19 protein-coding genes are annotated in these 22,348 nt (G+C 73.8%); 12 read left to right on the forward strand and 7 right to left on the reverse strand.

What is annotated here, in order from left to right; translation table 11 throughout:
• Positions 1 to 167: 167 nt before the first annotated feature.
• The 3 genes from ACFYPH_RS17685 to ACFYPH_RS17695 all read right to left on the reverse strand — a co-directional run bounded on the left by ACFYPH_RS17685 (position 168) and on the right by ACFYPH_RS17695 (position 4,490).
• Complete coding sequence (locus ACFYPH_RS17685; protein ID WP_355068759.1) at positions 168 to 1,628, reverse strand: GTP-binding protein; 1,461 nt, start codon at positions 1,626 to 1,628, stop codon at positions 168 to 170.
• Positions 1,625 to 3,487 (reverse strand): dynamin family protein, encoded by a 1,863-nt coding sequence (locus ACFYPH_RS17690; RefSeq protein WP_387182899.1) that lies wholly within the window; start codon positions 3,485 to 3,487, stop codon positions 1,625 to 1,627. Before ACFYPH_RS17690 ends, ACFYPH_RS17685 begins: the two co-directional genes overlap by 4 nt.
• Before the next feature lie 115 nt (positions 3,488 to 3,602).
• Positions 3,603 to 4,490 (reverse strand): IniB N-terminal domain-containing protein, encoded by an 888-nt coding sequence (locus ACFYPH_RS17695; RefSeq protein ID WP_387182902.1) that lies wholly within the window; start codon positions 4,488 to 4,490, stop codon positions 3,603 to 3,605.
• A 297-nt stretch (positions 4,491 to 4,787) separates the two neighbouring features.
• Between ACFYPH_RS17695 and ACFYPH_RS17700 the strand changes: the two genes are divergently transcribed.
• The 8 genes from ACFYPH_RS17700 to ACFYPH_RS17735 all read left to right on the forward strand — a co-directional run bounded on the left by ACFYPH_RS17700 (position 4,788) and on the right by ACFYPH_RS17735 (position 13,685).
• Complete coding sequence (locus tag ACFYPH_RS17700) at positions 4,788 to 6,053, forward strand: Hsp70 family protein (RefSeq protein ID WP_387182905.1); 1,266 nt, start codon at positions 4,788 to 4,790, stop codon at positions 6,051 to 6,053.
• A gap of 5 nt (positions 6,054 to 6,058) precedes the next feature.
• Positions 6,059 to 8,635, forward strand: coding sequence for a LuxR C-terminal-related transcriptional regulator (locus tag ACFYPH_RS17705; RefSeq protein WP_355068762.1), 2,577 nt, complete (start codon positions 6,059 to 6,061; stop codon positions 8,633 to 8,635).
• Between the two features lie 43 nt (positions 8,636 to 8,678).
• Positions 8,679 to 10,775: a nitrate- and nitrite sensing domain-containing protein gene (locus ACFYPH_RS17710; RefSeq protein ID WP_387182908.1), complete on the forward strand. Its 2,097-nt coding sequence runs from the start codon at positions 8,679 to 8,681 to the stop codon at positions 10,773 to 10,775.
• Positions 10,772 to 11,221, forward strand: coding sequence for a roadblock/LC7 domain-containing protein (locus ACFYPH_RS17715; protein WP_355069227.1), 450 nt, complete (start codon positions 10,772 to 10,774; stop codon positions 11,219 to 11,221). The genes ACFYPH_RS17710 and ACFYPH_RS17715 overlap by 4 nt, the downstream gene beginning before the upstream one ends.
• On the forward strand, positions 11,199 to 11,579 hold the full coding sequence (locus ACFYPH_RS17720) for a DUF742 domain-containing protein (RefSeq protein WP_354863330.1): 381 nt from the start codon (positions 11,199 to 11,201) through the stop codon (positions 11,577 to 11,579). Before ACFYPH_RS17715 ends, ACFYPH_RS17720 begins: the two co-directional genes overlap by 23 nt.
• 101 nt (positions 11,580 to 11,680) lie before the next feature.
• Complete coding sequence (locus ACFYPH_RS17725) at positions 11,681 to 12,382, forward strand: cellulose binding domain-containing protein (RefSeq protein ID WP_387182911.1); 702 nt, start codon at positions 11,681 to 11,683, stop codon at positions 12,380 to 12,382.
• A gap of 44 nt (positions 12,383 to 12,426) precedes the next feature.
• Positions 12,427 to 12,807 carry a YccF domain-containing protein gene (locus ACFYPH_RS17730; protein ID WP_354863332.1) on the forward strand — a complete coding sequence of 127 codons (381 nt, stop codon included), beginning with the start codon at positions 12,427 to 12,429 and terminating at the stop codon, positions 12,805 to 12,807.
• A gap of 80 nt (positions 12,808 to 12,887) precedes the next feature.
• A complete protein-coding gene (locus ACFYPH_RS17735) occupies positions 12,888 to 13,685 on the forward strand; it encodes an SAM-dependent methyltransferase (protein ID WP_363940437.1) in 798 nt (265 codons plus the stop codon).
• 28 nt (positions 13,686 to 13,713) lie between these two features.
• Here the strand turns inward: ACFYPH_RS17735 and ACFYPH_RS17740 are convergent, their stop codons facing one another.
• Positions 13,714 to 14,454, reverse strand: coding sequence for a cellulose binding domain-containing protein (locus tag ACFYPH_RS17740; RefSeq protein WP_355069221.1), 741 nt, complete (start codon positions 14,452 to 14,454; stop codon positions 13,714 to 13,716).
• Between the two features lie 381 nt (positions 14,455 to 14,835).
• On the opposite strand from ACFYPH_RS17740, the gene ACFYPH_RS17745 reads away from it, so the two are divergent.
• Positions 14,836 to 15,909, forward strand: a complete 1,074-nt coding sequence (locus ACFYPH_RS17745; RefSeq protein ID WP_387182915.1) for a hypothetical protein — start codon at positions 14,836 to 14,838, stop codon at positions 15,907 to 15,909.
• A 127-nt stretch (positions 15,910 to 16,036) separates the two neighbouring features.
• The gene (locus ACFYPH_RS17750) at positions 16,037 to 16,963 is read left to right on the forward strand and encodes an acetamidase/formamidase family protein (RefSeq protein ID WP_354863365.1); all 927 of its coding nucleotides are present in this window, start codon (positions 16,037 to 16,039) and stop codon (positions 16,961 to 16,963) included.
• Between the two features lie 101 nt (positions 16,964 to 17,064).
• Here the strand turns inward: ACFYPH_RS17750 and pdxY are convergent, their stop codons facing one another.
• The 3 genes from pdxY to ACFYPH_RS17765 form a co-directional block, all read right to left on the reverse strand.
• Positions 17,065 to 17,916 (reverse strand): pyridoxal kinase PdxY, encoded by an 852-nt coding sequence (gene pdxY, locus ACFYPH_RS17755; protein ID WP_354863366.1) that lies wholly within the window; start codon positions 17,914 to 17,916, stop codon positions 17,065 to 17,067.
• A 202-nt stretch (positions 17,917 to 18,118) separates the two neighbouring features.
• On the reverse strand, positions 18,119 to 18,904 hold the full coding sequence (locus ACFYPH_RS17760; RefSeq protein WP_355066030.1) for a serine protease: 786 nt from the start codon (positions 18,902 to 18,904) through the stop codon (positions 18,119 to 18,121).
• Positions 18,905 to 19,313: 409 nt separating this feature from the next.
• A complete protein-coding gene (locus ACFYPH_RS17765) occupies positions 19,314 to 20,255 on the reverse strand; it encodes a hypothetical protein (RefSeq protein WP_387182920.1) in 942 nt (313 codons plus the stop codon).
• A 281-nt stretch (positions 20,256 to 20,536) separates the two neighbouring features.
• Between ACFYPH_RS17765 and ACFYPH_RS17770 the strand changes: the two genes are divergently transcribed.
• Together ACFYPH_RS17770 and ACFYPH_RS17775 are read left to right on the forward strand one after the other, a co-directional pair.
• A complete protein-coding gene (locus ACFYPH_RS17770) occupies positions 20,537 to 21,517 on the forward strand; it encodes an ATP-binding cassette domain-containing protein (RefSeq protein ID WP_387182923.1) in 981 nt (326 codons plus the stop codon).
• Entirely contained in the window at positions 21,514 to 22,341 is an 828-nt protein-coding gene (locus tag ACFYPH_RS17775) for an ABC transporter permease (RefSeq protein WP_387182926.1), read from the forward strand. Before ACFYPH_RS17770 ends, ACFYPH_RS17775 begins: the two co-directional genes overlap by 4 nt.
• Positions 22,342 to 22,348 lie beyond the last annotated feature (7 nt).

Genomic DNA, 22,348 nt, shown 5'->3' on the forward strand with positions numbered 1-22,348 from the left:
GACGGGTCGGACCTGACATCGTTGTCATCGGACGTGCGTGACAAGCGAGGGCAGAACCGTGGATGTTGGGCAGATGCTTCCGCGCGACCACGGCCCTGTCAATGGGTTGACCGGAAGGAAACACGCCGACCGGGGCGTCCGGGGTGGGCGCCCAGGGCCGGCGGCGCTCAGCGACCGCCCGCGGCCAGCTCGGCCAGCATCCCCTCGCAACTGCGGACCACGACCTCGGCGCCCCGGCGCTGGGCCAGCGGGAGCGAAGGATCCTCCGCCCGGTCCCGCCACCGCCACTGGGCGTCGGCGGCGACCTCCCAGAGCCGCTGCACTGTCGCCTCGTGCTCCACACCGAGCCGCGCGGCCAGACCAACCCCCTCGCCGCCCACCAGCCGCTGCGCCTCGGCCGCCAACTCGGCGTCGAAACCGAGACGGGCGTTGCGCAGCGCCACCAGCAGGCGCAGCTCCCGGAACTCGTGCGCACCCGCCAGGATCTGCTCGATGGCGCCGACCAACTCGTCGGCCCCGCGCACCGGCTCGGCCCGGACCAGGGCCTCCACCGCGGCCAGTGCCGAGCGCGCCTTGAGCGTGTCGCGACGATCGACGAAACAGCGGGTCATCGACTCCCGCAGCTCGGTGAGCCCACTGCGCCGGATCAGCTCGGCCGACAACGCCACCCGGGTGTCGAACCCACCGCGCACCAGGGTCGTCGCGAGCCGGATCCCGAAGAGCCCGAACCGATCCAGCAGACCGCCGCGCACCTCGGAGTCCAGGTGCACCGGAAGCTCGCCCCGGACGAAACGGTCGGCGGAGAGCAGGTGGGCCTCCAGCTCGGCGCGGGACGCCCCGGCCAGCGCCGCGAGCGCGGCGAAGTCGGACTCGCTCAGCATCCGGCCCGCGAGGCCGATCGCCCCGCTGCACGCCACCACGTTCACCGCCAGCGCGCCCACCCGGGGATCCCGGTGGTGCCGTCGGGCCAGCTGACGGGCGGTGAGCAGCCCGTCGATCCGGCCGCCGCCCACCTCGTCCGCCCGGGACAACACCATGATCACGTTCACCGGGGCGGCCTGCCCGACGACACTGTCCCGAGCGGACTCCAACACCCGCAGATCACTGTCGCGGCCGTCGCGGGTCAGGAACAGCACCGCGTCCGAGTCCCGCAGGACGCGATCCAGCACCGGCGCGTGGCCCTGCTCGTCGACCGCCGCGAGCGCCGGGGTGTCGATCAGCGTCACCTGCCGCAACGCCCGCGTCGGCCACCGCACCACGATGTCGCGCACCTCCCCGACCCGCCAGCCGAGATCCACCCGCATCCCGGTCGCCGACTTGACCACCGTCAGCTCCTGGGGAGGCTGGCCCACCGGGTAGGCGGTGGCGCGTGGCGAAGCGCCGTCCTCGTACCAGGTGAAGACGCCGTCCGCGCCCTCGACCGGCGCGACCTCCTCCCCCATCAACGCGTTCAGCACCGTCGACTTGCCGGCACGCCAGGGGCCGGCCACCGCGATCCGCAGCGGCTGCTCCAACCGCGCCACCTGGTGCCGCAACCGCCCGACGGCCCGCGCGTCGTGCTGGTAGACGTCCATGGCCTGGTGCAGCAGTCCCCACGCCGCCTCGTCCAGCCGCACCCCGACGGTCATGCCCGGGGCTCCAGCAGCACCGGGGTGGACCGGGCGCCGGTCAACTGCTGGGACTGCTCGTAGAGCGCGGCCAGGCGGGTCATCTTCAGCCGGATCTCCCGTTGCCGCTGCTCGCGCACTGCGACATCGGTGTCGGCCTCCTGCTTCGCGCTGCGGAACGACTGCACGATGGCCTCCTGCAACTCCTCGGTCAGCCCCGTGAAGTGATCGCGCAGCATCCGCTGCACCTGGCGGGTGGCGTCGCGGCAGTCCCGGACCATCCGGACGAAGAACTCGTCGACATGCCGCTGGATGGCCGTTTTGACGGTCGCCTGGCGGCGGCGCAGCAACTGCTTGCCCTCGTCGCGGATGCTCTTGCCGCCGAAGAGCGCGCCGATGCCTACCGAGACCGGGTTGATCATCGGCATTCCGGCCAGGGTCGTCGCGAGGCCGAACATCAGCATGCCGCCGTACGAGCCCTTCATGCCGGTGAACAACTTCTGGCCGGTGGTGAACTTGTCGATCCTCGGTCGCTCCAGGTCCGGCAGCCGGTCGCCGAGATCCGCCGGCATCGTCATCGACCAGGGCGGCAGCACGTCGTAGCCGTACCGGTTGAAGTTGGCCGCCACCCGACGGGCGATCCAGTCGCAGCGCTGGATCAGCCACTCGTGGTTGGCTTCCGCGGCCTCGACGAGACTGCGCTCCAGCCACTCGGCGAAGGTGTCCCAGGCGACGAGGGGGTCCGCCGCGTCGAACGCCTCGTCCACGGCCCGCAGGATCTGGCGGGTGCGGTCGCGCAGGTCGTACTCGATGTCGGAGAGCAGGTCGGCCATCTCGTCGGCGAGCGTGTTCTGCCACCGGGTGGAGCAGCGGCGCAGCTCGTCGACCTCCCGCTGGGCGGCGTGCAGCCGGGAGATCGGCCCGGACTGCTCCTCGGCCTCCTGCGTCGCCAGCTCGGCGCGCAGCGGCGCGGCCAGTTGCTCCACCACCGTACGGGCCACCGCCTGCACCGACGCCCGCGCCAGGTGATCGGCCTTGCCGGTCAGGTCCCGTTGCAGGCGGGCGATCAGCGCCGGAAAGCCGGACTCGGCGTTGAGACCGCGATCGTCGGTCGTCGCCGCGCGCAGCCGCAGGGTCGCCGACACCGGAATCAGCGGCGCCGCGACACCGGCGTCGGCGAGGTGCTGCCGGTTGCGCTCGGCCACCGCACGCCAGTCCGCCACGAGATCGGTCTTGCTCTGCACCACCACCACGTTCGGCTGCGAGCGCGTGACGTGCAGCAGCATGTCCAGCTCGGCGACCGAGAGTTCCCGGGTCGAGTCCGAGACCAGCAGCACGGCGTCGGCGCGGGTGGAGGCGGCGACCTCCGCGGCCCCACCGAGCGCCGCGACCTGGTCGGTGCCGGGAGTGTCCACCAGCACCAGTCCGGCGGCGAGCAACGCGCGGGGCAACCCGATCTTGACGTACGCCGGACCGCCGCCCGGCCGCCGCCCGAGCGTGCCGGACACCCCGGCCGCGATCTGGTCGAGCGCCAAGGGGGTCCGCTCGACCAGCGTCGCGGCCGGGGCACCCGCGGCGCCGGCGGGCCGTCCCGACACCGGCGGCGCCTGGACCACGGCCGCGGAGGCGGCCTCGGCGTGCTGCACCACGGTCGGCAGGACGGTGGTACGTCCGTCACCGACCGGGCAGGCCGGCGCGTTGATGATCGCGTTGATGAGCTGACTCTTGCCCTGGTTCGGCTCGCCGACGACCAGGACGCGCAGCTTCGGGTCCAGCAGTTGGGCACGCTTCTGTCGGACCGTCTGAAGCAGGTCGCCGCGACCGTGTGTGTTGCACGTCCGGGCGATCTCGTCCAGTACGTCCAACCAGATCCCCGCCATCACCGCACCAAGTGTGCGGATTTCGGCTCAATTATCAAGAGGGACCGGAAAGGAAACCGGAGAGAGCCGGGCCGCCCGAGGCGACCCGGCCTCCCGCTTCCGACGGGAATCCCCGTCAGAGCAGACCGCCGGTGATGCCCAGCAGCCCGTGGTCCGACGAGGCGGGCCCCCCGTCGTGCAGGTCGCCGGTCACACCGTCGGTGACCCCTCCGGTCACGTCACCGACCGTGCCGGTGACACCGGGGAGGAGACTGTCCACGTGGTGCGTGACGCCGCCCACCACGGACGGGACGTCGACCGGCGGCACCACACCGCCGACGGCGCCGTGCCCGAGGCCCAGGCCACCCAGGGTGTCGTGGACACCGAGGGAGCCGACGATGCCGTCGACCTGACCGTGCACGCCGGAGAGGACACCGCCGGTCACGTCGCCGCCGAGCACCGGGTCGGTGACGCCGAGTACACCGGTCGGGTCCCCGACGGTGCCGGTCACGCCGCCCAGCACCGGGTCGGCGATGCCGTCGACCGGCTGCACCGCGTCCGCGTCGAGGGTGTGCGCCACGTCGGCCACGCCGGTCAGGTCGGTGTCGAGGCCGCTCGGGCCGACGCCCAGGCCGAGACCCGGAAGCACGGTCACCCCGGCGGCGACGGTCGTCGGGTCCACGGCGATGGCGCCGAGCACTCCGGCCTTGACGTCCACCCCGGCGGGCGAGCTGGTGATGCTGATCTGCTGCGCCACGCTCTGCAGCTGGCCGACCACGTCGGTGGTGTCGGTCACCAGCGGGTCGAACCCGAGCTGCCCGACGGCCGGAACCATCGGCGCGAGGCCCTGTCCCGGCGCGTAGTCGACCACGAGCGGCACCACGTCCTGCACGTCGGCGGCGGTGATGTCACTGAGCCCTGCGGAGTGCAGCGCGCCCTCCGGGTCGAGGTCGAAGGCCGACCGCGCGTCGGGGTTGGTCAGCAGGTCGAGCACGAAGTCGTGGAGGGTCTGTTGCGAGTCCATGTGCCGGTTCTCCTCGGATTGGCGTCGGCGACCGTCGTTCGTCGACAGTGACGTTATTGCGGGGGCCGATCCCGGACATCGGGGCTCGGCCCGCATCCGATCCGGCCGCGTTAGGGCCTTGATCGGCTCCACCGTTAGGGGGACTGGGGGAAACCGTCCCGGGCAGATTAGGGTCCCGACCGGGGAGCGATCTCTGGTACGAACGTAGGAGCCCGCGGGTTTCGCCGGGGGTGGGTCGCCGGGCAGCGCCGACGCCATCGCCACCAGCCGGCCAACTCGCGGAAAGAGAAGAGACGGATGCCGTACGTCCTGGGGATCGACATCGGAAGCACCAACACCGCCGCCGCCGTCGCACGGCGCGACGGCCGGACCTGGACGCGCCCGGAGGCTGTTCCGCTCAACGCCGGCTCGCCCCTCGTACCGTCGGTGCTGCACCTGGCCGAGGACGGCGCCCTGCACATCGGCGGGCCCGTCACCGACGACGGCAGCCGCACCACCAGGGACTTCGTCCGCCGCATCGGCGACGACGTGCCCCTGCTGCTGGGCGGCGAGCCGTGCGCGCCGCAGACGCTCACCGCGGAACTGGCCGCGTGGGTGGTGGAGCAGGTGCACGCCGTGGAGGGCGGCCCGGCCGGGGCGGTCGTGCTCAGCCACCCGGCGGCCTGGCGGCCGTACCGGCGGGAGCTGCTGCACCGGGCGCTCGTCGACCTCGGTCTGCGCACCGTCACGCTGCTGCCGCGTACGGTCACGGTCGCCGAGAGCCATGCGGCCCGCGGGTTCGCGGGCACCACGGCCGCCGTCTACGCGTTGGGCGGCGCCAGTTTCGAGGCGGCCCTGGTGCGGCGCACCTCGCGCGGCACCTACGAGAGCTTCGGCACCCCGCAGGGGCTCGACCCGATCGGCGGCGCCGACTTCGACGAACTGCTGGCCAGCCACGTACGCACCGTGCTGTCGCGGGAGCTGGCCGCCACCGGCCGTCGGGAGCACCACGCCGCCCTGCGCGGGCTGCCGGCCGAGTGCGACCGGGTCAAGCGGGCGCTGACCGTCGAGCTGGCCGCCGACGTGGTGCTGAGCCTGCCGACCGGCCCGGCGCGGATACCGGTGACCCGCGCGCAGTTCGAGGCCATGATCCGCCCGACCGTGCAGGCCACAGTGGACCTCCTGTTGCGCACCGTGCACGGCGCCGGCCTGACGCCGACGCAGCTCGACGGCGTCCTGCTGGCCGGCGGCTCGGCCCGCATCCCGCTGGTCACCGAGCTGATCACCGCGGCGCTTCCGGTCCCGGTCGAGGTGGAGCCGGACGCGCAGCTGACCGCCGCCATCGGGGCGGCGAGCGCGGCCTGCCAGGTGGTGTCACCCCGCCCCCGGCACCCCACTCCGGTCCGCGATCCGGCACCGGTCGCCGGCTCCGGCCGGGCCACCATCCCGGCCCTGCGACGACCCCGGGACCACGCCACCGATCCGGGCGAGCCGCCACCCCGCCCTCCGGTCCGGATCCTCCCCCTCGACCTGCCGAAGGCGTCCCGCCTGGCACTGACGCTCAGCCGGGGACGCGAAGGATGACCACAATGATCATGAATGACGTCGTCGAGTCCCGACTGGTGCTCGGCAGAGCACCCCGGGCCCTGCTAAACCGGGTCGCCGACGATCCGACCGGCCCGCTCCTGGTCGGGCTGGCCGGCCCCGCCGGTCACGGCAAGACCGCGCTGCTCGCCGAGCTGACGCGCAGCCAGCAACGGGCCGGGGTCACCGTGCGGACGGGCGTCCCGCAGCCGGGCGATCCCGTCGACCCGGCCGAGCTGCTGCTGGTCGACGACGCGCACCTGCTCGACGACGAGCGGATCGGCGTGCTGCTGGGCCTGGTCGCCACCCGTCGACACCGACTGGTCGTCGCCCACCGGCCCTGGCCCCGGTCGGCGGCCCTCTCCGAGCTGACCGACGCGCTGCGCCGCGAAGGGCAGGCCGTGCTGCTCGGCCCGTACGCTCGGGAGCAGACCGCGGCCCACCTCGCCGCCGCCGCGCCCGAGCTGGCCCACCGTGGCGACCTGGTCGACTTCGTGCACACGCAGACCGGTGGCGTCCCCCGCGACGTCGAGCGGCTGACCCGGGGCCTGCGCACAGTCCCGGGCCTGACCAGCGCCCCGGCCGAACCACCCCGGTCCGTCGTCCTCGAATTCGCACCGGAGCTGGAGATCCAGCCCACCGCCGTACGACGGCTGCTGCTCGCGGTCGCGGCCGGCGTACCGCTGCCGGTGACCATGCTCGGCCCGCTGCTCGACCAGGAGCCGGAGGCGGTCGACGAGCTGATCGCCACGACCCGGGCCGCCGGGCTGATCGGCGCCGACGGCCGGCTCACGCCGATCGTCCGGCGGGCCGTCACCACGCTCAGCCCGGCCACCGAGCGCAGCGCGGTCTGGCGTCGCCTCACCGAGTTGCAGCTCGCCCGGGGCGGCCCGGTGCTGCCGCTGGTGCGCTCGCTGCTCGCGGTGGGCGTGCTCGGCGACTGCCCGGCCCCGACGCTGGCCGCGGCGGCGCAGGAGGCGCTGGCCGACGAGCCGGCCTTCGCCGCCGACCTGTTCGCCGCCGCCACCGCGGCCGGGCACCCGACGAGCGCCCGGCAGGCTCTCGCCGCCGCGCTCGCCGGCAACCTCGACGACGCGCTGCGCCTGGCGGACCGGCTGCTGGCCGCCACCGATCCGACGGACCGCGCCGAGGCGGCCGTGGTGGCCGCGACCGCTCTGGCGCACCGCGGCCACACCGGCCGCAGCGTCGAGCTGTACCGGTGGTCGGGCAGCGCCTCGTCGCTGGCGTACGCCACCGTCGGCGGGCTCGCCACCGGCGATCTGACCGCCGCCGGGCCGCCGGTGGACGGGTCGGCCGTCGAACCGCCCACCCTGCACGCCAGCGCCGCCCGGCTGATGGCCCAGGGCGTACGCGAGAGCGTCACCGGCACGCCGAGCGCGGCGCTCTCCGCCCTCGTCCAGGCCGCCGCGCTGCTGGAGCCGGACGGCCGGGCGGCGCTCCTGCCGGACAGTCCCGCCGCGCTGGCCGCCCTGACCGCCGTGCACTCCGGCGAGCTGGACATCGCCGAGCAGGTGCTGCACCGGGCGCAGGCGGCCGGAGTCGGCGGTCCGCTGATGGCCCGCCGGCACCGGCTGTTGCAGGCCTGGATCCTCATGGTCCGGGGCCAGACGCTCGCGGCGGCCGAACGCCTCGCCACGGTGACCGCCGACGAGCGGCCGTTGGAGTCCCGTGACCTGCTCTTCGCCGCCGCGCTGCGGATGGGCATCGGCCGGCGCACCAGCGACCTCGGTGCGCTCAAGCGGGGGTGGGGCCAGGCCCTGGAGGCGGTGGTTCGCCATCCCGTCGACCTGTTCACGCTGCTGCCGCTGGGCGAACTGGCCATCGCGGGCGCACGGCTGGGCGACGCCGCCCGGTTGGCGCCGTACCTGCGGGAGGGCCGGGCGCTGCTCGACCGGCTCGGCGCCCCCACACTGTGGAGCGTCCCGCTGCACTGGAGCGGGTTGCACGCGGCCATCCTGAGCGGCGAGCCGGCGGCCGCCGACGACCACGTCACCGCCCTGCTGGCCGCCGCGGACCACAGCCGCTACGCCGCCGTGGTCGCCGCGGCCGCCGAGAGCTGGGTCGAGGTGCTGCGGGGCGTGGTCGACCCGGTGCGGGTGGAGGCCGCCGCCCGTGGCCTGCACGACACCGGACTGTGCTGGGACGGCGCGCGCCTCGCCGGGCAGGCCGCGATCCGCACCTCCGACCGGCGGGCGATGACCACCCTGCTGGAGTGCGCCCGGGTGCTCCAGGGCCGGCCGGCCGCCGCCACCGGTGGGCCGCTACCGGCGGCCGGCGAGAGCGCCACCCCGGCGGCGGGCGCCATCGCCGCCCCCACCCAGCAAGGGCTCAGCGACCGGGAGTACGAGGTGGCCGAGTTGGTGCTGGCCGGACTGACCTACCGGGAGATCGGTGATCGGCTGTTCATCTCGGCGAAGACCGTGGAGCACCACGTGGCCCGCATGCGCAACCGGCTGAACTGCGCCAACCGTGCGGAGCTGCTGGCGCTGCTGCGGACCGTCGTCGCCGACCGGGCCAGCGACGCCGCCGGGCAGCCCTGGCCGCAGCGGTCGGCGCGATGAGCCGGAAGCGCCACGGGTCACCGCGGACCGGACGGAGCGCGACGTGACGCGCACCCCCGAACGGCGACTGCGGATCCGGCTCGTCGCCGCGGCGGCGGTGCTGCTCACGCTCTGGTCGTACGCGGCCTACCTGACCGGTCAGGACGCGGTCGACCTGCTGCGGGTGCGGACCCTGGCCGACACCCTGGGCCAGCCCATCGACCGGCTGATCCTCGGCCTGCAGACCGAGCGCCGGGTGACCGCCGAGTCGCTGGCCAGGTCGGCGCCGGCGCGGACCGCGCTGGCCGGCGCCCGCGAGGTGACCGACCGGGCGGCGGCGGACGTCCGGGCGTTTCCGACCGGCCGCGATCTGCGCCTGCTCAGCGCCGGGGCGGTACGCGACCGGGCCGAGGCGCTCGTCCGGCGGTTGAACGGGCTGGGCGCCGTCCGGTCCCAGGTGGACGCCGGGTACCTCGACCGCACCGGGGCGATCGACGGGTACGACCAACTCGTCGACGCCGCCTTCGACGTGTACGGACCGGAGTGGGGCGCGTACGAGAGCAGGTTGGCGGTCGAGACCCGCGCGGTGATCGCGCTGGCCCGCGCCCGCGAGTTGCTCGCCCGGGAGGACACCCTGGTCAGCGCGGCCGTCCTGAGCGGTCGGATCAACGCCGAGGAGCGGCGCCGGCTTGTCGAGCTGGTGACCACCCAGCGGTACGCCCGCGCCGAGGCGGCGGCCGGCCTGCCGGCCGGCGGCCGGGGCGCGCACCAGCGTCTCGCGGCGGGCCCGGAGTTCGCGGGTCTACTCGCCGTGGAGGACGCGCTGCTGCAGACGGACCGGGTCGACGCGCTGCGCGGGATCAGCGCGGCGGACTGGCGGGCGGCGGCGGACGCGGCCCTCGGCGCTCTGCACGAGCTGGTGACGACCACCGCCCGCGGGAGCGTCGAACGGGCCACGCCGGGCGCCGCGGTGATCGTCGGGCGGACCGGCGCGGTGGTGGGGCTCGGGCTGATCGCCGTGCTGGCGGTGCTGCTCGGCTGGGCCGCCACCGTGCGCCGCCTGACCGACGAGCGGGCCCGCTCGGGCACCGACCCGAGCCGGCCCGAGCCGGCCCCGGTCCCACCCGCCGACGACCAGCCGCCCGCCGGTCAGACCGGCGGCGGTCAGGCCGGCAGCGGTCAGGCCGGCGGCGGTCAGGCCGGCGGCGGTCAGGCCGGCGGCGGTCAGGCCGGCGGCGGTCAGGCCGGCGGCGGTCAGGCCGGCAGCCGGCCGGTCGAGGACCGTCGCGCCGGGGAGCTGTTCCTGCGGGTCACCCGGCGCAACCAGGTTCTGCTCCGCGATCAGCTCGACCTGCTGGACGCGATGCAGCGGCGGGAGCACAGCGCCGAGGAGGCCGACGAGCTGTTCCAGCTCGACCACCTCACCACCCGGATCCGCCGCAACGTGGAGAAGGTGATCACCCTCGCCGGCGCGACCCCGGCCCGCCGCTGGCGGCGCCCGGTCCCCCTGCTCGACGTCACGCGCGGCGCGGTCGCCGAGGTGCCGGAGTACCACCGCGTCCTGGTCGCGCCGCACTGGCCGTGGTCGCTCGCCGGGCCGGCCGTCACGGACGTCGTACACCTGCTGGCCGAGCTGATCGAGAACGCCCTGGCCTACTCGCCCCCGGACACCACCGTCCGGGTCGCTGGTGAGCACCGGCCGCACGGCTGCGCGGTCGTGGTGGTCGACGACGGTCCCGGCCTCGACGCGACAGCGCTGAGCGAGGCCAACCACCTGCTCACGAACCCGCCGACCCACCCGCCCGCCGACGCCACGGGGTTGCACACCGTCGCCCTGCTGGCCGCCCGCTGCGGTGCCCGGGTCACGTTGCGGCCCAGCCGGCGCGGCGGGACGGCCGCGATCGTGCACCTGCCGGCGCAACTGGTCACGGTGACCGGCGCACCTGCCGTGGCGGTCCCCGGCCCCGCGCGCCGGTCGGGTCACAGCGGGCCCCACGCGCCCGACGCGGGCCGGGCGGGCGGTGCCGGCGAGTTGCCGATGCGGGTCCGCCAGTCCCGGGCCGCCGGGCCCGAATCCGGGCCGACCGGGCCCGAACCCGGCAGCACCGGCCCCGACACCGTCGAGCTGCCGGTCACGAGAGCAACGAGGAGACATCGATGACGCATGCAGTGGTCACCGCGGACAGCCTGACCGACGCGCTGGACCGTCTGGTCGACCGGGTACGCGGGGCGGAGTTCGCCGTCGTGCTCTCCCCGGACGGGCTCCCGCTCGGCGGTTCCCGACGGGTGGAGCCGAAGCTGGCCGAACAGATCTCCGGCGTGGTCGCCGGTCTGCTGGCGTTGGGGCTGGCCGCCACCCGGACCTGCGACGCGGGCGGGCTGCGCCAGATCGTCGTGCAGATGTCGCGGGCGTTCCTGTTCGTCGCCACCATTCCGAACGGGACGATCCTCACCGTCCGGATCGCCGGCGACGAGACCGAGGTGGGTGACATGGCGTACGAGGTCGCGCTCTTCGTGGGGCAGGCCGAACGGCACCTGCCGATCACCCTGGGCCCGGCCTCCGCGGCGAGAAGCGGGGACTCTGGTGCACAGCGCCGGCTCCGCTGACGAGGCGTGGTACGACGACGACGCCGGCCCGGTGGCCCGTCCGTACACGATGACCGGTGGGCGCACCGCACCCGAGCGGGGCCGCTTCGACCTCATCTCGCTGGTCGTCGCGCGGCGGCAGGCCACACCGCCCACGGCACTCTTCCCCGAACAGGCGCGGATCGTCGAGCTGTGTCACCATCCAGTGTCGGTGGCCGAGGTCAGCGCCGAGCTGGATCTGCCCCTGGGCACCGTCCGGGTCCTCCTCGGTGACCTGCTCGGGGCGGGTCTGGTCGAGACGCACGAACCACCGACGCTGTCGGAGCTGCCGTCGCAGGAGCTGCTCGAGTCGATACTTGTCGGGTTGCGCGCCCTGTGACGGCCGGGTGCCACCGCGACCCAGCGGTCGCGGGTTGGCGTCCGGGAATGAAGTGAAGGGGAGAGGCAGTGCCGGCAACACCGCCGCAGCCACGGCGTACTGTGGCGATCATTCTGCTGGACCGGATCGTGGCCGCCGCCGCAGCCGTACGGCGGGTGGTCACCGGCCGGGGCGATGTGTCACGGGCCACCTGGATCGCCGTGCTCGCGGCGCTCGGTGTGGTGGTGGCGACGGTGATCTCCATCATCGGTGTGGTGCGCACGCCGGAGCAGTTGGCGCCGGTGACCCTCGATCCGCCCCCGTCGGTGGACCAGTTGGGCACCCCCGGGGCCGGTACACCCCGGGGGCAGGCGAAGCCGGCGGCCAGCAGCACGCCCACGTCCGCGCCGCCGTCGGTCAACGCGGCCCCGCCGCCCGTCGAGCCGCCGACCAGCGCGCCGGCCGCGCCCCCCTCGTCGGCGTCGCCGACCCCGGCCGCTCTCGGCGCCGACTTCGCCATCGAGGACCAGGCCCTGCTCAGCTACGGCGCCGCCGTGACCGTCAGCAATCCGAGGCCGGCTCCGGTGACGCAGTGGACGCTGGCCATCACGCTGCCCCGGGAGTCGCTGCGCGTCAGCGCGGTCCAGGGCGCGCGGGCCACGCAGGACGGCGCGGTGTGGACGTTCGTGCCGGACGGAAGCGTCGGGCAGGTGCCGGGCAGCGCCTCGGTCCGTGTGACGTTCCGGGTCAACGGCGCGGCGGTCGGCGCGACGCCCACGGCGTGCACGATCGACGGTGTCGCCTGCGGCGGGCTGCCGGACTGACGGCGGCCGGGCCCCCGGTGGCGCGCGTCGCTCATGCTGAAGGGGTGATTCGCTTCGTCCTGAACGTCCTGTGGCTCGTCTTCGGTGGTGGCCTCGTGCTGGCGATCGGCTACGGCTTCGCCGCGCTGGTCTGCTTCGTCCTGGTCATCACCATCCCGTTCGGCGTCGCCTCGTTGCGCCTCGCTGTCTACTCGTTGTGGCCCTTTGGTCGCACCCTGGTGCCCAAGCCGGGCGCGGGCGTCGGCTCCGGGCTGGCGAATGTGCTGTGGGTGGTGCTGGCGGGCTGGTGGCTCGCCCTGTCCCACATCCTCGCGGGCATCGCGCTCTGCGTCACCATCATCGGAATCCCCTTCGGCGTCGCCAACTTCAAGCTCGTCCCCGCGGCGTTCTGGCCGCTGGGCCGGGAGGTCGTGGACGCGCCGTGACCCGGTCCGGGCCGGCACCGTCGATCGTGGACAATCCGGAGTGCCACCCACCCCGACGAACCCCTCGATAGGAGCCTGGCATGGCCGGCCCGGACGCCGAACTCACCACGACGCTTCAGCCCGACGTGCCGCACGCGGCGCGGATCTGGAACTACTGGATGGGCGGGAAGGACAACTTCCAGTCCGACCGGGCGGCCGGTGACGCGGTCGCCGAGGTCTACCCGGAGATCGTCGTGATGGCGCAGCAGTCCCGCCGGTTCCTGGTGCGGGCCGTACGGCATCTGGCCGCCGAGGCGGGCATCCGGCAGTTCCTGGACATCGGCACGGGCCTGCCCACCATGCAGAACACCCACGCGGTCGCCCAGGACGTCACGCCCGACTCGCGGATCGTCTACGTCGACAACGACCCGATGGTCCTCGTGCACGCCCGCGCGTTGCTGGCCAGCACGACCCCGCAGGGCGTCACCACGTACGTTCCGGCCGACTACCACGACCCGGAGAGGATCCTCGCCGAGGCGGCGCGGACGCTGGACTTCGACCAGCCGATCGCGGTCATGTTCATGGGTGTGCTGGGGTACGAGCCGGACCTGGACGTGGTGCGTTCGATCGTCGGGCGGACGATGGACGCGACCGCGTCCGGCAGCCACCTGGTGCTCTGGGACGGCACCAACACCAGCCCGGCGGTGGTCTCCGGCGCGCAGCGGTTGGCCGATAACGGTGGTGTGCCGTACATCCTGCGCAGCCCGGAGGATCTCGCCAGTTGCTTCTCCGGGCTGACGATGGTGGAGCCCGGCCTCGTGCCGATCCCGCTGTGGCGCCCGGACGACGCCGACGCCGAGGGGATCGACGCCTACGGCGCCGTGGCCCGCAAACCCTGACGGGCGCGGGCCACGGCCGGGTGACCGGTCAGCGGCCGCAGGCCAGCGTCATCCCGTCGGGGACCGCGCTGGTGGTCACGAGCACGCCGAACGTCGTCGCGCCGCCCGGCGCGAGTGTCCCGTTGTAGAAGGCGTTGCGAACCGTGACGTCGGCGCCGACCGTCTCGACGACCCCGCCCCAGACCGTCTGGATGCGCTCGTCGCCGGCCCACCGCCAGGAGACGCTCCACCGGTCCAGCGCCTGCGTCCCGGTGCTGCGCACCGTCACCGTGGCGACGAAGCCGGTGCCCCAGCGGGAGTCGATGGTGGCCGTCGCCCGGCACGCCGTCAACGGAGCGGTCCGGGCCGGTCCGACCAGGTACGGGTCCCGACGGCCCTCGGCGTCGCTGAACCGGTACCAGTACTCGGTGTCGGGCGTCAGCTGGCCGATGGTCACGACCCCGTTGCGCTCGGGCCCGGTGACGGCCTGCGCCACCGGAGCCTGCCACTGTTGGGCGTCCTCCCGGCTGGCGAAGAGTCGGACGGTCATCGGCGGGTCGTAACCGCAGGGCGGGCGGAACAGGATCGAGTACGACAACGTCACGCTGGTGGTGGTCACCGCGGTCACCGAGGCGCTGATCGGGATGGCCGGCGGGCAGGTCGGGGTCGGTGACGGCGACAGGGTGGGTGTGGGCGTGACCGCCGGCGCCGGCGCTGCCTCGGCGGAGCCGGTCGTGCCGGCCCAGCCGGCCAGCGCCATGGTCGTGACTGCCAGGACGATGCGGAGCATCGGTACCTCCGGGGAAACCGTCGCCGTCGCGGTCGCGGATGGGCGACCGACCCTACGGGGCCGGACGTACGGCGGCCGCCCGACGGCGATCGGCATGCGGCCGCTGACGAGGACTGCCCGGCGCGGGGGGTGTGGCCACCTCGCGCGTCCCCGGATCCGGAGAAGAACGGGCGCGCTGGCTCCCGAGCGCGACCGACCCCCAGCATCGCATTCGATGGGCATCAATACAATCTGGCCAACCGGTGAGCGGCGGCGGCACCGGGTCGTCGGACGCGAGCCCGTCGAGAAGCGGCTGCCTGCTCCTCGCCGCAGGGACACGTGCCGGACCCCTCCGCCGACGATCATCCATCGTGGCCTGTCAATTCGATGCGGGAGCACACCATGCGCGACAGAAGCAGCACGAACCGGCGAAGCCGGGTGGCGAGGGCACTGACCGCGACGGCCGCCGCGGCGGCGCTGACCGTCGCCCCGCTCACGGCGCCGGCACCCGCCACCGCCGCCGTCAGCCGGGCCGAGTTGGCCCTGCGCTGGGCGCCCGTCCACTACCAGGACGTCGACGCCACCGGTGCCCACGCCCTGGGCGGCCAGTCCGACTATCTCACCGCCGTGGACTTCGACGGCGATCTCAACGGGCGCAACAACTGGGACCGCGCCGGCCAGTCCGGCACCTCGCTCGCGGCGCACGCGTACTACTCCGTCGTGGAGACGAGCACGCACTGGTACATCACGTACCTGTTCTTCCACCCTCGGGACTGGACCGATCACCCGTTCTTCGAGACCGAACACGAGAACGACGGCGAGGGGGTCCTCTTCGCGATCGAGCGCGACGGCTCCCCGTACGGCGTCCTGCGCGGCGCGGTCACTGTCGCGCACAGCGACTTCTACTCGTACACGCCGGCCGGCAGCACCTGGACCAGCGGCCGCGAGAGCGTCGACGGCACCCTGCAGTTCCAGACCTCACCGCACGACTCCTTCACGCACCCGGTGACCGCGCAGGAGGCGCAGGGGCACGGCCTGAAGGCATATCCGCAGTACGCCATCAACGGCGACGGCCTGGTCTACTACCCGTCCACGGTCGCCGAGACGCCGAGCAGCGGCAACGACCGCGACGTGCGGTACCAGCTCGTCGACATCTTCGCCGCCGGGGGGCTGTGGGCGCAGCGGACCAACGCGAACCTGTTCGCCAGCCTCGGCACGTTCGCCGGCGACACCTCCGGCGACTGCGGCTCCGGCACCTGGAGCTGCTCGGCGAACTCCGCGAACGCCCCCTGGGGCTGGGACGACGGCAACGACGTGCCCGCCCGCGGCGAGCTGGCCAGCGACCCGGCGAAGCTGTCCGCCGAGTACTTCACGGTCCCGGCCGGGCTGGCGCGCAGCTACAGCTACAACCCGTACGCCGGCGCAGCCGCGGCGCTGGCCGAGGCAGCCAGAACGGCAGCGCCGACCGTCGACTGACCGACGGCCGAGGTGCGCGGCCGGCCCGGCTCGGGCCGGCCGCGCACCGGCTCACGAGCCGCCGTCGGGCGCGGTCGGCCGCCCCGCAGCGGTCGCGCCGCGCGGCGTCGGCACGTAGCCTGCGCAGATGCGACACACCCTCGCACCCGGCGACGACACCCTGCACGGTCACTTCTCCCCCGACCTCGCGCCGGCCCTCACCATCGACCCCGGCGACACCGTCACCTACCGCACCCTGGACTGCTGGTGGTCGGCCGGCCCGTACCCCGGCGGGGCGAACCGGGACCGGCCCCGGGCCCCGCAGCACCGGCCCGATCACGGGCATGCGCTGACCGGGCCGGTCGCGGTCCGCGGTGCGCGGGCCGGCCAGACCCTCGCGGTACGCATCGACGCGATCGTCCCAGCCACCTGGGGAACGACGGTGGCCGGCGGGTGGGCGAGCGGGTTCAACCAGCGCTACGGCGTCGCGGCCGACGGCGTGGTGCACGCCTGGGAGCTGGACCCGGTGGCGTTGACCGGCCGCAACCAGCATGGCCACACGGTGGCGCTGCGCCCGTTCATGGGAGTGCTCGGCATGCCGCCCGCCGAGCCGGGGAAGCACTCCACCATTCCGCCTCGGCCCTGGGGCGGCAACCTGGACTGCAAGGACCTGACCGCCGGCAGCACCCTGCTGCTGCCGATCCCGGTCGACGGGGCGCTGTTCTCGGTGGGGGACGGGCACGCCGCGCAGGGCGACGGTGAGGTCGGCGGTACGGCGATCGAGTGCCCGATGGACGAGGTGACGCTGACCCTCGACGTCCGCGACGACTTCCCGGTCACCGGCCCGGTGGCCCGCACCGCCGACGCCTGGCTGACGCTGGGCGTGGGAGCGTCCCTCGACGACGCGACGTTCATGGCCCTCGATGGGATGCTGACCCTGCTGCAACGGCTGCACGGCCTCAGCCGACCGGACGCGGTGGCGCTGGCCAGCGTCGTCGTCGACGTGCGGGTGACCCAGATCGTCAATCAGACCGTCGGCGCGCACGCGGTGCTGCGCGACGACGCGCTGCGCTGAGCCGCCACAACGGACCGCCCGCGCGGCGGCGACGTGACGGACCGCCCGCGCCGGCTCGCAGCGGCGGACCGCCCGCGCCGGCTCGCAGCGGCGGACGGCTGTCAGCGCAGCCGGCGGGCGGTGAACCTCGCCGGCGGCTCGGCGATCGCGTCCTGTGCCGCGATCAGCTGGATCTCCCGGGTGCCCGCCGCGAGGGTCGCCTCCAGGACGGTGAAGACGGAGGAGATGGTTTGCTCCAACGCGGTCGCGGGTGAGCCGGAGGTCAACAGGTGCGCCAGGTACAGCGCCGCGGTGACGTCACCCCCGCCGTTCGGACTGATCGGCAGCAGCGGGGTGGTCACCGCCCAGGCGCCCTCGTCGGAGACCGCCACCACCTCCAGCGCGCCCGCCGGGACGTCGCTGTGCAGCACGCTGGTGACCAGGACGTGCCGCGGCCCGGTGGCACGGACGACGTCGACGGCCTCCAGCACCTCCGCCAGCGAGGACGTCGTGCGGCCGGCCAGGAAGTCCAACTCGAAGTGGTTCGGCGTGATGATGTCGGCGCGCGGCACGACTGTGTCGCGCAGGTACTCCGGAATGCCGGGCCGGACGAACATGCCCCGGCCGATGTCGCCCATCACCGGGTCGCAGCAGTACACCGCGGCCGGGTTGGCAGCCTTGACCTGGGCCACCGCGTCCAGGATCACGGCGCCCATCGCCGGATCGCCCTGGTAGCCCGACAGCACCGCGTCGGCGCCACCGAGAACCCCCCGGTCGGCGATGCCCGCGATCACCTCGGCCACGTCGGCGGCCGCCAGCAGCGGCCCGCGCCACGCGCCGTACCCGGTGTGGTTGGAGAAGTGGACCGTCAGGACGGGCCAGACCTCGTGCCCGAGTCGCTGGAGGGGAAAGACGGCGGCCGAGTTGCCGACGTGGCCGTAGGCGACCGACGACTGGATGGACAGGATCTGCACCGACCCATCATGGCCGCCTCCGACGGCGCGCAGCGCGCGGCCCGCCGAATCTGTCGGCTGGGCCACTCCGGCCCGCACCGGCCACCCCGCACTGCAGCGGGCAGACCGCGCCGCGGCCGAGCCGCGAGCCGGTGCCGCCACACCCTCGGGCGGCCCGGACCGTGGTCGTCCGAGCCGCCCGAGGTCGTCCGTCAGCGGGTCGTCAGCCGCCGAGGCTCGCCGCGGCCGAGGCGATCGACGAGGCGAAGTAGCTCACCTGGGTGTAGACACCCGGGTAGTTGGGTCGGGCGCAACCGTTGCCCCAGCTGACGATGCCGACCTGGATCCACGCGTTGGTGGCGTCGCGGCGGAACATCGGGCCGCCCGAGTCGCCCTGGCAGGTGTCCGTACCGCCGCTGGCGTAGCCGGCGCAGATCTCCTCGGCGGGGATGAGGTCGCCGCCGTAGTTGGAGTTGCAGGTGGAGTCGCTGACGAACGGCACGGTGGCCTTGAGCAGGTACCGCTGCTGGCTGCCACCCTCGCGCGCGGCACCCCAGCCGGCGATGGTGAAGGTGCCGCTGTCGTACGCGGTCGTGGTGGCGATCTTCAACGTGTCCAGCCCGGTCACGGGGGTGGCGAGGCGAATCAGCGCCCAGTCCTTCCCGGCGCCGTTGTAGCCGGGAGCGCGGTAGACGTAGTTGGACCGGACGGTGATCCGGCTGGACGACTGGAGGTCAACCGTCCCGAGCGTCGCGGTGATGCTGGTGTTGGTGCCGGTCGAGCCCACGCAGTGCGCCGCGGTGAGCACCAGCCGGGAGCTGTAGAGGGCCCCGCCGCACCCCATCGAGAGCCGCACCATGAACGGAAACTCGCCCTGCGCGGCGCGGGTGCCGCCGACGACGTTCGGCGTGACGGGGCTGTCGGCCGCGGCAGCGGGCGCCGCGAGGGTGAGGCTGGCCGCAGCCAGCGCGGCGGCCACCAGGCCAGTGAGGGTACGCCAGTGAACCATGCAATCCTCCGCTTCGGAACGGCACGCCTTGTGAGCGCACCTGATCGAGATAGCGGTCATCGTATTGATTAACATGGATATTGCGGGTCATCCTCTCTGGGTCGTACCCCAGGGTTATGGATCCCGCCCCGCCGGCGACGACGCCCGCGAGCGGTGACGACCGCCGCGAGACTGACCACCGCGGCGGTCAGTTGCAGCACGGCGCCGAGCAGGTCGACCAGGCTGGAGAGGGCGTCAGCGTCGGGGACAAGGTCCATCGCGGCCTCCGGGTTTCGACCCCCACCGTCCGCGCTCTGCGGAGGGCTTCCCCCGGGCCCAACTAACATCGACGGGCGCCACCGTCAGTATGGCAGCGGCCGGCGAGGCGACCAACCCCGGATTCCGGACCGTGGACCCGACGCTGGCCGGCTCACCGCCCGACGGACTCCTGACCGGCCAGCACGACCAGGCCGTCGGCCGGGACGGACACGGGCGTCGTCGCGCGGTCAGGCCAGACGAGGTAGCCCACCGGCGGCCCGGCCGAACCCCACCGCGCGCCGACTATCGTGGCCAGCTGAGCGTCGTCCGTCCCCGCGACACGACGTACCCGGGTGCCCGGAGCGTGCCCGTCGTCGGCCACGATCAGCAGCGCGTCGAGGATCTGCCGTACGCCGGTGATCGGCAGTCCCGGCACGTACGGCTCGCCCGCGTACCCCAGCCGCGGTGTCATCATCGTGCGCAGCAGCGCGCCCTGGCGGATCGCGCCCTGGCGGAGCTGCCAGTCGACGCCGGCCTTGGCGGCGACGAGCGCCTCCTCGATCGCCGACCACAGCCGCGCCGGCTCCCGGTCGAGCAGCCGACGGGCCTCGCGGTCGGCGTCGGCGCAGGCCGTGTCGACCGCCGTGTCCTCGCCCAGCTCGGCGATCCAGGCGACGTCCCCCACCTCGGGCAGCAGCCCCGGCGACTCGGCCGCGACCACGAGGTACAGCATGGCGAGCAACTCCTGCCGACCCTCGCCGTGGTAGAGCCCGCCGACTCCCGTGCCGGCCGGGCCCCGGCTGGGCGGGAAACGGTCGACGAGGTGCGCGGCGCGGCCCTCCGGCAGGGCAGCCGCCCGGCGCGTGTCCGCCCGCCGTTCGTCGAACGAGCGCCGTTCGCGGCGGTCGACGAGGAGTTGACGGTACGGGTCGACGCCGATCGGATAGATCGTCCGGCCGTACGTGGCGAGGGTCTCGCCGGGTGCCAGACCGACCGATTCGAGCTGCCGGGCAGCCACCGAATAGGCGACGCCGCTGCGGGCCGCCTGCTCCCGGATGGCGCGCCTGCGGGCACGGCCCGGAACCGGGGTACGGCGGGACGGGAGATCAGACATGACGCCTCCGGTGCAGCCCCACGCACTTCACCGAACGGGCGGCGTGACGGACACACCGGGGGTCGACACGACGGCGCGGAGTCGGCGACTCTTGGCCCCGAGCATGTGGTCGGGCGTGGGCCACCACATCGGGCGCGGGCAGGCGCTCTGCCGTCGCGAGCATATCGCGACCCGGGGCCGTCGGTCGCCCTCTGGAGCCCGCCCCCGGTGTCGGCCCGTGTCGGCGGGGGTGTCGGTGCGGTGTCGGCGCGGTGTCAGGCGACCGGCGCACGCTCTGGGACATGACAACCGACCTGGTGATCGAGGCCGAGGGCCTCGTCAAGACATTCGGGAGGACGAGGGCGCTACAGGGCGTGGACCTCGCCGTACCCAGGGGGACCGTGCTCGGCGTGCTCGGCCCCAACGGCGCTGGCAAGACCACCGCCGTGCGTATCCTCTCCACGCTGCTCACCCCGGACGCCGGCAGCGCCCGGATCGGCGGCTTCGACGTCGTCCGCGACGCCGAGCGGGTCCGGCAGAGCATCGGCCTCACCGGCCAGTACGCCTCGGTCGACGAGGACCTGACCGGGCGGCAGAACCTGGAGCTGTTCGGGACGTTGCTGGAGTTGGGTCGCGCCGGCGCCCGGCGACGGGCCGCCGAACTGCTCGACTGGTTCGACCTGACCGACGCCGCCGGCCGACCGGCCAAGACCTACTCCGGGGGCATGCGGCGGCGGCTGGACCTGGCCGCCAGCCTCGTCGGCTCGCCGGACGTGATCTTCCTGGACGAGCCGACGACCGGGCTGGACCCGGCCAAGCGCGAGGACATGTGGGACGTGGTCCGTTCGCTGGTGGCCAACGGCTCGACGGTGCTGCTCACCACCCAGTACCTGGAGGAGGCCGACGCGCTGGCCGACGCGATCACGGTGATCGACCACGGCCGGGTCATCGCGCACGACACGCCCGAGGGGCTCAAGCGGGTCGTCGGCGGGCAGACCCTCGAAGTCCGGCCCGCGGACCCGGCGCAGCTCTCCCGGACCGCGGCGATCCTGACCGAGGTCGGCTCGGGCGGCCAGGCCGACGAGACCCGCAAGGGCGTGCTCGCGGTGCCGGTCACCGACGACACGGCCCTGACCGAGAGCGTCGCGCGGTTCGCCGCCGCCGGCATCTCCGTCACCGAACTCTCCCTGCACCTGCCGAGTCTCGACGAGGTGTTCTTCACCCTCACCGGGCGTACGGCATCCGAGGACGACACCACTTCCCGTACGGAGGTAGCGGCATGAGCACCCTGGTCGGCGCACCACCCACCGCGAGCCCCGCGCTGTCGACGGCCGCGGTGAAGCCGCGACCGTTCCGGCTCGTGCGGCACTCGTTGGCGCTTGCCAAACGCAGCCTCATCAAGACCTGGCGGACGCCCGAGGCACTGATCGACGTCACGCTGCAACCGGTGCTGTTCCTCATCATCTTCGTCTACATCTTCGGTGGCGCGGTCGCCGGATCCACCCACGACTACCTGCAGTTCCTGCTGCCCGGAATCCTGGCGCAGACCATCGCCACCGGGGCCATCGCGATCGGCGTCAACCTCAACACCGACATCGCCAAGGGCATCTTCGACCGGTTCCGGTCGCTGCCGATCCCCCGCTCCGCGCCGCTGGTCGGCGCGGTCCTGGGCGACGTCGTCCGGTACGTGATCGTCACGGTCTCGACCCTCGCGATCGGCTACCTGATGGGTTTCCGGATCGACACCGACCCGTTCCGGGCGATCGCCGGGTGCCTGCTCGCGGTGCTGTTCGCGCTCTGCCTGAGCTGGCTGCCGGTCTACGTGTCGATGAAGGTGCGCACCCCCGGTGCCGTGCAGGGCCTGATGTTCGCCCTGATCATGCCGCTGAGCTTCGGGTCGAACGTGTTCGTCGGCACCGACACCCTGCCCGGCTGGATGCAGGCCTTCGTGAAGGTCAACCCGATGACCCACCTGGTGGCCTCGGTACGCGGACTGTTCCTCGGCACCCCGCTCGACGCGCACGTGTGGTGGACGCTCGCCTGGTGCGCCGGCTTCGTGGCGGTGTTCATGCCGCTGGCGCTGCGCGCGTACCGCAAGAAGGTCTGACGCCGGG

It is taken from the genome of Micromonospora sp. NPDC005252 (assembly GCF_042872475.1).
GTDB lineage: Bacteria > Actinomycetota > Actinomycetes > Mycobacteriales > Micromonosporaceae > Micromonospora.

Excerpts from the sequence above, each read along its gene's own strand:
- ACFYPH_RS17685 (WP_355068759.1), bottom strand. The coding sequence starts at position 1,628 with ATGACCGTCGGGGTGCGGCTGGACGAGGCGGCGTGGGGACTGCTGCAC.
- ACFYPH_RS17690 (WP_387182899.1), bottom strand. The coding sequence starts at position 3,487 with ATGGCGGGGATCTGGTTGGACGTACTGGACGAGATCGCCCGGACGTGC.
- ACFYPH_RS17695 (WP_387182902.1), bottom strand. The coding sequence starts at position 4,490 with ATGGACTCGCAACAGACCCTCCACGACTTCGTGCTCGACCTGCTGACC.
- ACFYPH_RS17700 (WP_387182905.1), top strand. The coding sequence starts at position 4,788 with ATGCCGTACGTCCTGGGGATCGACATCGGAAGCACCAACACCGCCGCC.
- ACFYPH_RS17705 (WP_355068762.1), top strand. The coding sequence starts at position 6,059 with ATGATCATGAATGACGTCGTCGAGTCCCGACTGGTGCTCGGCAGAGCA.
- ACFYPH_RS17715 (WP_355069227.1), top strand. The coding sequence starts at position 10,772 with ATGACGCATGCAGTGGTCACCGCGGACAGCCTGACCGACGCGCTGGAC.
- ACFYPH_RS17735 (WP_363940437.1), top strand. The coding sequence starts at position 12,888 with ATGGCCGGCCCGGACGCCGAACTCACCACGACGCTTCAGCCCGACGTG.
- ACFYPH_RS17740 (WP_355069221.1), bottom strand. The coding sequence starts at position 14,454 with ATGCTCCGCATCGTCCTGGCAGTCACGACCATGGCGCTGGCCGGCTGG.
- ACFYPH_RS17745 (WP_387182915.1), top strand. The coding sequence starts at position 14,836 with ATGCGCGACAGAAGCAGCACGAACCGGCGAAGCCGGGTGGCGAGGGCA.
- ACFYPH_RS17750 (WP_354863365.1), top strand. The coding sequence starts at position 16,037 with ATGCGACACACCCTCGCACCCGGCGACGACACCCTGCACGGTCACTTC.
- ACFYPH_RS17760 (WP_355066030.1), bottom strand. The coding sequence starts at position 18,904 with ATGGTTCACTGGCGTACCCTCACTGGCCTGGTGGCCGCCGCGCTGGCT.
- ACFYPH_RS17765 (WP_387182920.1), bottom strand. The coding sequence starts at position 20,255 with ATGTCTGATCTCCCGTCCCGCCGTACCCCGGTTCCGGGCCGTGCCCGC.
- ACFYPH_RS17770 (WP_387182923.1), top strand. The coding sequence starts at position 20,537 with ATGACAACCGACCTGGTGATCGAGGCCGAGGGCCTCGTCAAGACATTC.
- ACFYPH_RS17775 (WP_387182926.1), top strand. The coding sequence starts at position 21,514 with ATGAGCACCCTGGTCGGCGCACCACCCACCGCGAGCCCCGCGCTGTCG.